Source organism: Microcoleus sp. PH2017_08_TRC_O_A (assembly GCF_020738665.1).
In the GTDB taxonomy this organism is placed as follows: domain Bacteria; phylum Cyanobacteriota; class Cyanobacteriia; order Cyanobacteriales; family Microcoleaceae; genus Microcoleus.
Window position 1 is genome coordinate 238,265 of sequence record NZ_JAEQCE010000004.1, and the last position, 6,370, is coordinate 244,634.

The following is a 6,370-nucleotide window of genomic DNA, read 5'->3' on the forward strand; positions in this document are numbered from 1 at the left end:
GAAAAACTTATCCTGTCTCGTCGCGCAAGCCCTAGGTATGTATCCAAAGCGGATTTGGGATAAGTTCGATCTGAGATCCGACTTGTCAGTTCCCCAGATGCAGACCCATAATACAAAGCAAAAGTCAAGGCGCGATCGGCATTCTTAGAGATATAGTAAATTTGGAGAAAGGGTTGCAATATTTTGCAAACTATGGTAAAAAAAATAAGTGCATCTATAGCCTTCCACAACTAGATCGGGTAGAAAAACATCCTTGCAAATTCGGTTCTCGGTACGATCGGGTGTACCTTATCTTGCTCAGAAGCGCTGTAAATATTTTACTAGGTCGCATCTAACTGCCACGAGTGAACTCAAATAGGCAGTAATTAATATCATAATTCCCAGCGGGAGTGCCACGCTCAGTTTTTACTTTGCTGGCAGCTTTGCAGCGTCAAAATCCACGCTTTCACCCGGTGATGACTGGTCCGTTCGGGAGTTTAGTCATCTGCTGGCAGCTACAAGCAAACGTAGTTAGTTTTCTGCGTTCATTTCCCACGATCGTAGCAGATCCAGGTTAGATATCCCTTGATAACTGACCGCGGACTATTTTGTGCTGCACTTCGCAAGTCTTTTAAGTCTCTGCGTTAGTGAAGGCTGCCCTTTGGGCTGCCGCTTCGCTGGATTCGCCATGACCAAAAATACCATCAACGGGTAGTAAACCCAGATTTTGTATCAGTTATCTGGAGCGAGAAATCGCTCCCTGTAATAGGGAGCTTAACTCCTGTCGGAGCTGTATGTCAACAATAGATATCCACAATTGTACCTACAATGAACTTACCAACCGTACAGAAACAAATCATTTTCCTAGACTCGGCCGTAGAGAATTATCAACACCTGATAAAAGGAGCAGATGAAGGCGCCAAAATAGTCATTTTAGATGACCGCATCAGCGGCATCGCACAAATAACCGAAGCCCTAGCAGCCGAAAGTAATGTTGCAGCTATTCATATCATTTCCCACGGCAGCCCCGGCAGCATCAACCTGAGCACAGAAACCCTGAATCACAGCAACTTAGAAAAATTCAGTACCCAACTCCAACAGTGGGGAAATTCCCTCACAGAAAACGGAGATATCCTATTATATGGCTGCGAAGTAGCCAAAGGAGAAACAGGCAAAAACTTCCTCAAACGACTCAGTGAAATCACAGGTGCAGACATCGCCGCCTCAGCCAACCTCACCGGCAGCACTGAATTAGGGGGAGACTGGAACCTAGAAATACAAACAGGTCCTATAGAAGCAAGAGTACCATTTAACCCCAAGGCCCTCAAAACCTACAGCGGCGTACTAGGCTTGGCCCCCAAAGTTGACTTCACCACTGGCAATAACCCCAACTCCGTCAGCATCGGCGACTTCAACGGCGACGGAAAACCAGACTTAGCTGTGGCGAACTACTCCAGCGACACCGCCTCCATCCTGCTCAACACCACCCCCACGGGAGCTACCACCCCCACTTTCGCCACCCAAGTTGACTTCCCAACTGGCCGTCGCCCCTCATCCGTCAGCATCGGCGACATCAACGGCGACGGCAAACCAGACTTAGCTGTGGCGAACTTAGGCAGCATCGGCAACGCCTCCATCCTGCTCAACACCACCCCCACGGGAGCTACCACCCCCACTTTCGCCACCAAAGTTGACTTCCCAACTGGCCGTGGCCCCTCATCCGTCAGCATCGGCGACTTCAACGGCGACGGGAAACCAGACTTAGCTGTGGCGAACTTAGGCAGCAGCACCGCCTCCATCCTGCTCAACACCACCCCCACGGGAGCTACCACCCCCACTTTCGCCACCAAAGTTGACTTCCCAACTGGCAGTCGCCCCCCATCCGTCAGCTCCATCAGTGGCAGTCGCCCCTCATCCGTCAGCATCGGCGACATCAACGGCGACGGCAAACCAGACTTAGCTGTGGCGAACATCTCCAGCGGCACCGCCTCCATCCTGCTCAACACCACCCCCATCGGTGCCACCACCCCCACCTTCGCCCCCAAAGTAGACTTCACCACTGGCAATAACCCCTACTCCGTCAGCATCGGCGACTTCAACGGCGACGGGAAACCAGACTTAGCTGTGGCGAACTTCGGCAGCAACAACGCCTCCATCCTGCTCAACACCACCCCCACGGGAGCTACCACCCCCACCCCACTTTCGCCACCCAAGTTGACTTCCCAACTGGCAGTAGCCCCCGCTCCGTCAGCATCGGCGACTTCAACGGCGACGGGAAACCAGACTTAGCTGTGGCGAACAGAAGCAGCGGCACCGCCTCCATCCTGCTCAACACCACCACCCCCAAAGTTACCGCTGTCACCGCCACCACTGCTGACGGCAGTTACGGTGTAGGTTCTACTATTGCCATCACCGTCACCTTCGATGCTGCCGTGACTGTCACTGGCACACCCCAACTGCAATTAGAAACCGGTACAACCGACCAATTTGCCACCTATGCTAGTGGTAGTGGCGGTACTGCACTCACTTTCAACTATTTAGTACAAGCTGGGGACACTTCTGCTGACTTAGAATATCTCTCTACCAGTGCGCTTACTCTCAACGGTGGCACAATTCAAGATAATTTGGCTACGAATGCCGATTTAACCCTCCCCGCCCTAGCCACAGCCAACTCCCTCGGCGGCAGCAAAGCCATAGTTATTGACGCCGTTGCACCCACCATCACCAACATCACCTCTACCACCGTCGATGGTAGTTACGGCACAACTGGCAACATCAACGTCACCGTCAACTTCAGCGAAGCAGTAACATTAGCAGGCGGTAATATGACAGTCGCTTTAGACACAGGCGGCACTGTTACTATTGCACCTTTCACCGGCACATCTGCTGTCGGCACATACACTCCAGCCGCCGGACAAAACAGCACGGATCTCAACTCAACAACCATAACTTTAGCAACAGGTGCAACCTTAAGAGATGCTGCGGCAAATAATGCAACATTAACTATTCCTGCGGGACAATCTTTAGCTGATAACAAAGCCATAGTTGTAGACACAATTGTACCCACAGTAGCCTTAACATCAACATCACCAACCACCACAAACGCACCCTTTTTAGTCGCAGCAACATTCAGCGAAAATGTCACAGGATTTATTCCCAGCGACGTGAATTTGACTAACAGTGCGATTAGCAATTTCACAGGTAGCGGCACAACTTATACTTTTACAGTTACACCGACTGCTAGTGGCGCTGTCACCGTAGATGTTCCCGCAGCTACAGCCACTGATACAGCAGGTAATAACAATACCGCTGCGGCTCAATTGACTCGCACTGCCGATATTACAGCACCCACAGTAGCCTTAACATCAACATCACCAACCACCACAAACGCACCCTTTTTAGTCACAGCAACATTCAGCGAAAGCGTCACAGGATTTATCGCAAGCGACGTGACTGTTGCTAATGGCGCTGTTAGTGGATTTACAGGTAGCGGTACAACCTATAATTTCACAGTTACACCAACTGCAACTGGCAATGTCACCGTAGATGTTCCCGCAGCTACAGCCACAGATACAGCAGGTAACAACAATACCGCAGCCACCCAACTTGTTCGCACTGCCGATATTACAGCACCCACAGTAGCCTTAACATCAACATCACCAACCACCACAAACGCACCATTCATAGTCACAGCAACATTCAGCGAAAGCGTCACAGGATTTATCGCAAGCGACGTGACTGTTGCTAATGGAACTGTTAGCGGATTTACAGGTAGCGGTACAACCTATAATTTCACAGTTACACCAACAGCCGCTGGCGCTGTCACCGTAGATGTTCCAGCAGCGCGGGCAACTGATACAGCAGGTAATAACAATACCGCTGCGGCTCAATTGACTCGCACTGCCGATATCACCGCACCCACAGTAGCCTTAACATCAACATCACCAACCACCACAAACGCACCATTCATAGTCACAGCAACATTCAGCGAAAGCGTCACAGGATTTACTACAACTGGTGTGACTGTTGCTAACGGAACTGTTAGCGGATTTACAGGTACTGGTACAACTTATAATTTCACAGTTACACCAACAGCCGCTGGCGCTGTCACCGTAGATGTTCCCGCAGCTAAAGCCACTGATACAGCAGGTAATAACAATACCGCTGCGGCTCAATTGACTCGCACTGCCGATATTACAGCACCTACTGCTAATTTGGCTGCAATTTCTAACGTTACTACAGCGGGTGGTACAAGTCAGACATTGACAGTTACTTTCAGCGATAATAGTGGAGTTGATGTTAGCAGTTTAGATAATTCTGATGTTGTTGTAAATTGGTCAGGTGGTGCTATTCCTGCTACCTTTATTAGTGCAACACCCATCGGAAATGGTACACCGCGTACAGCGACATATTCGTTGACGCCCCCAGGTGGAATTTGGGATAATGCTGATAATGCTACTTACACGGTTAATTTGCAAGGAAGTCAGGTTAAAGATGCGCTTGGTAATTTGAATGCTGCTAGCAGTTTAGGTACTTTTGGCGTGAATATTCCCGTACCTGTCACCACACCAACTCCGGTAACAACACCAACTCCGGTAACAACACCAACTCCGGTAACAACCCCAACTCCGGTAACAACCCCAACTCCGGTAACAACACCAACTCCGGTAACAACACCAACTCCGGTAACAACACCAACTCCGGTAACAACACCAACTCCGGTAACAACGCCAACTCCGGTAACAACACCAACTCCGGTAACAACACCAACTCCTGTCACAACGCCAACTCCTGTACCATTCGTAACGCCAACACCGACACCGATAGTCACACCAACGCCTGCGGAAACACCGACACCAACACCCGCACCAACGCTGACACCGACGCCAACACCGACGCCAACACCATCGGTAACGCCAATAACTAACAACATCCCCAACGATGACTGCATCTGCGACAAAATTGACTATCCCAACTTAAACCAACCCAATGCAGTTGAAAATACCATACTCGGTGTATCCGGCATTCAAATAGGCACTGCCAAAAATGATGAATTTCTCGGCAGCAACAACGGCAATATATTTGATGCTTCTTCCGGGAAGGACAACTTATATGGTGGCGGCGGAAACGACATTTTCAACGGCAACAAAGGCAACGATTTTATCAGCGGTGGCAAAGGCAATGACATCCTATTTGGAGATGAAGGAAACGACATCATTCTGGGTGAATTGGGCAAGGATTTAATCTTTGGAGGTAAAGGCAATGACTCCTTAAATAGCGGCGAAGGTGATGACATCGTTTATGGGAATCGAAATGATGACTTTATCGATGGTGGCAAGGGTAATGACACCTTATTTGGAGGTAAAGGTGATGACATCATCCTTGGTAGTGAAGGTAATGACTCCCTGCTTGGAAATGAGGGTTCGGATACCATCTGCGGCGGGGCTGGAAATGATTTTATCAGAGGGAATGAACAAGCAGATATTTTGGGAGGTTGTGAAGGAAATGACACCCTGTACGGAGGGGAAGATAATGATACTCTTCTAGGCGGTAAAGGTGATGATATTCTTTACGGAGAATTGGGTAATGATAGTTTGATTGGCGGTAGCGGTAACGATATCTTTGTCTTGAAATCAGGTGAAGGATTTGACATAATCTCTGATTTTACCGTCGGTCAAAATTTAATTGGATTAAGCGGTGGTTTAAGTTTTAATCAGTTAGCAATAACTCAAAATACTCAGGGAACTCTCATCAAAAATGTCTTGACGGGACAGGAGTTGGGTGTGATGATTGGAGTGAGTGCTAATGCGATTACTTCTGCTAATTTCCGGTTGATTTAGGGAAGTGATTTACCGTTGGGTGGGGGCGGGTTTTTGAGATTATTGGTTGAGTGGCAATTATTGTTGGTGAACCCGCCCCTTGTATCTTAAAAGAGTGAGTCAGTCGATCGCCACGTCATTGATTCCATCATACCGATAAGTGGGCGATCGTACCGATAAGTGGGCGATCGAGCCGATAAGTGGGCGATCGTACCGACAAGCAAAACGAATCTAAAGAAACAAGGAAAGTTTTGTAAAAAAGGTTCTGTAACAGGCGAAAGTGCTAGCTAGGGCTTGCTGAATAAGCCTAAAACCCTTACCTGAAAAAACTTTGACTCGCGATCGGCGCTGGTAATGTGTTAGACTATGAGCTAAAATTAGTCAAAAGCCATGCACAGCATCACTTTCGTTCATGTACCGAAAACTTGACTAGGGCCCCAAAAGCAGTGTCCAACTTTGACCTTCACGGACAAGGACAATTATCAGAGAATAATCGTTGGGTAATCATGGCAAAAATAATTCCATGGTCAGAATTTTTGTTGATGAATATGCCCAAAAATTCACCTGTTCAA

2 protein-coding genes and 1 pseudogene are annotated in these 6,370 nt (G+C 48.7%); all 3 read left to right on the plus strand.

Annotated features, from left to right (window positions below; all coding sequences use genetic code 11):
- Positions 1-389 precede the first annotated feature (389 nt).
- The 3 genes and pseudogenes from JGK22_RS02600 (at position 390) to JGK22_RS02610 (ending at position 5,819) form a co-directional block, all read left to right on the plus strand.
- The gene (locus tag JGK22_RS02600; RefSeq protein ID WP_293190939.1) at positions 390-557 is read left to right on the plus strand and encodes a hypothetical protein; all 168 of its coding nucleotides are present in this window, start codon (positions 390-392) and stop codon (positions 555-557) included.
- A 250-nt stretch (positions 558-807) separates the two neighbouring features.
- A pseudogene (locus JGK22_RS02605) lies at positions 808-2,085 on the plus strand (DUF4347 domain-containing protein); the annotation flags it as partial.
- 185 nt (positions 2,086-2,270) lie between these two features.
- Positions 2,271-5,819 carry an Ig-like domain-containing protein gene (locus tag JGK22_RS02610; protein ID WP_366024841.1) on the plus strand — a complete coding sequence of 1,183 codons (3,549 nt, stop codon included), beginning with the start codon at positions 2,271-2,273 and terminating at the stop codon, positions 5,817-5,819.
- Positions 5,820-6,370: the final 551 nt, after the last annotated feature.